The organism is Aldersonia kunmingensis (genome assembly GCF_001646865.1).
GTDB classification, from domain to species: domain Bacteria; phylum Actinomycetota; class Actinomycetes; order Mycobacteriales; family Mycobacteriaceae; genus Aldersonia; species Aldersonia kunmingensis.
The window spans coordinates 1-2,207 of the sequence record NZ_LRRB01000063.1 but is presented as its reverse complement, the minus strand read 5'-3'; the positions used below and the strand labels follow the sequence as shown (position 1 = coordinate 2,207).

General features: G+C 67.8%; 2 protein-coding genes. Both read right to left on the bottom strand.

Annotated features, from left to right (window positions below; all coding sequences use genetic code 11):
• Nucleotides 1-72: 72 nt before the first annotated feature.
• On the bottom strand, nt 73-870 hold the full coding sequence (gene istB, locus A8G08_RS04555) for an IS21-like element helper ATPase IstB (protein WP_068270706.1): 798 nt from the start codon (nt 868-870) through the stop codon (nt 73-75).
• Nucleotides 870-2,111 carry an IS21 family transposase gene (gene istA / locus A8G08_RS04550; protein ID WP_068270703.1) on the bottom strand — a complete coding sequence of 414 codons (1,242 nt, stop codon included), beginning with the start codon at nt 2,109-2,111 and terminating at the stop codon, nt 870-872. The genes istB and istA overlap by 1 nt, the downstream gene beginning before the upstream one ends.
• Between the last annotated feature and the right edge of the window lie 96 nt (nt 2,112-2,207).

The following is a 2,207-nucleotide window of genomic DNA, read 5'->3' as shown; positions in this document are numbered from 1 at the left end:
CTGTCAACGGCAGCTGAAGTCTGACCCCTTTTCGGCAACTGAATTCTGACCCCCTTGGGTCGGGTGTGGGTTTCATTCTTCGGTGGTTCCGGCTTGTGGGACGCGGCCGAGGTCGCGGTCTTTGAGCCGGTAGCTGTCGCCTTTGAGTGCGATGACTTCGGCGTGGTGGACGAGTCGGTCGATCATGGCTGCGGCGACGACGTCGTCGCCGAATACCTCGCCCCAGCGGCCGAATGCCTTGTTGCTGGTCACGATCAGACTCGCGCGTTCGTAGCGGGAGGACACGAGTTGAAAGAAGAGGTTGGCGGCTTCTGCCTCGAAGGGGATGTAGCCGACCTCGTCGATGACCAGGAGCGGATAGCGGCCCAGGCGGGTGAGTTCGTCTTGGATGCGGCCGGCGTGGTGTGCCTCGGCAAGGCGGGCGACCCATTCGGCTGCGGTCGCGAACAGTACTCGGTGTCCGGCCTGACAGGCCCGCATGGCCAACCCGATCGCCAGGTGTGTTTTCCCGGTGCCGGGTGGGCCGAGGAACACCACGTTCTCCCGGGCGGTGACGAAATCCAGGGTTCCCAGATGCGCGATGGTGTCGCGTTTGAGACCGCGAGCGTGGTCGAAGTCGAACTCTTCCAACGATTTGCGTGCCGGGAACCGGGCGGCTCGGATGCGTCCCTCGCCACCGTGGGATTCGCGGGCGGAGACCTCGCGTTGCAGACAGGCGGCCAGGTATTCCTCGTGGCTCCAGTTCTCGGCGCGGGCACGCTCGGCCAACCGTGCCACCGAGTCCCGCAGCGTCGGCGCCTTCAGCGCCCGCGTCAGGTAAGCGAGCTCGGCGACGACGTCCCGCGCGGTCGCGGTCTTGGCGGCGGCCATCACGCGACTCCGCCATCGGTGTCGAGCCCGAGCGCGGTGTCGTAGTCCGACAGTTCCCGCACCTGTACGTCGAGTTCCGGTGCGGGACGAATCATCCCGATCCGGTTGCGGCGCAGCACCTTCGCTGCCTCGACATGCGCTGGGTCGGAGATCGTCTGGTGGGTGGCCCAGATCCGTTCGTGATCGGCCACCGACCGGCCCTCGCAGAAGGCGCGCACCCGCTCCAGATCGGCGATCACCTCGATCCGTCGCCCGATCACGCCCGGGTGCACCGAGTAGTCGTTGGAATCGAGGCGGATGTAGTGATCGCGCGCCAACCGCGTGCCGCCACGCCACCCGGTGACCGGCGCGACCGGCGGCAACGCCAACATCGCCTGGCGGTCCGCGCCGATTCGGTCGGTCGGTGCGCACCCCAGCACCCTGCGCGGGCGGGTATTAACCACGGCCAGCCACGCCTCGAGTTGGGTGTTGAAATCCGCCGGGGAGGCGAACGTGCGCCCGGGCAGAAACGAGCGTTCCAGATAGTCGTGGGCGCGTTCGATGATGCCCTTGGCTTCGGGATCGGCTGGGCGGCAGACGATCACCCTCGTCGCAAGGGTGCCGCGGAACGCCTGGCATTCCGGTGTGAGCTCGGTACGGCCGCCGCGCCAACGCCCGATCGCGCCCTCACCGTCCCACACCAGCACCCGCGGCACCGCCCCGAGTTTCTCGATCAGCCGCCACCACGCCGCGAACAGGTCTTCCGATCGCCGGGTCGGGATCAACCGGCCCGACAACCACCGCGAATACCCGCACACCATCGTCAACACCGGCAGCTGCGCCGGGCGGCGGGTCTGCCCGCAGCCGACCGGCAGCGTGATCGGCGGAAACCACAAGTCGCACTGGGCGATCTCGCCGGCCGTATACGTGGTCCGCGAGGCCGGGTCCGGCGGCAAATACACCGGCCGCAGCTCGGCCACCCGTCCCGACAACGTCCGGATCGACCGGGTCCAGCCGATCCGCTCCGCGATCACCGTGGCCGGCATCGTGGGATAGGCCTGCAGCAGTTCCCGGATCAATGGTTCGACCTCGTCCACGACCGAACCCCGCGGCGGCCGCTGGTATCTGGGCGGCCCGTCCGAGGCCAACGCCGCCTTCACCGTGTTCTTCGAGACCCCGAGCACCCGCGCCACGGCCTTGATCGGCAGCCCCTCCGCGCGATGCAGTCGACGAATCTCGGCCCAGTCCTCCACAGACAACATCCCTTCGTCCTCCCGGCTCGACTAGAGCCAGGCCACCGGACCAGGGGGTCAAAGTTCGTTTGCCACGCAGGGGTCAGTCTTCACCTGCCGTCGACA

Coding starts and splice junctions, on each gene's coding strand:
- istA (WP_068270703.1), bottom strand. CDS start 2,111: ATGTTGTCTGTGGAGGACTGGGCCGAGATTCGTCGACTGCATCGCGCG.
- istB (WP_068270706.1), bottom strand. CDS start 870: ATGGCCGCCGCCAAGACCGCGACCGCGCGGGACGTCGTCGCCGAGCTC.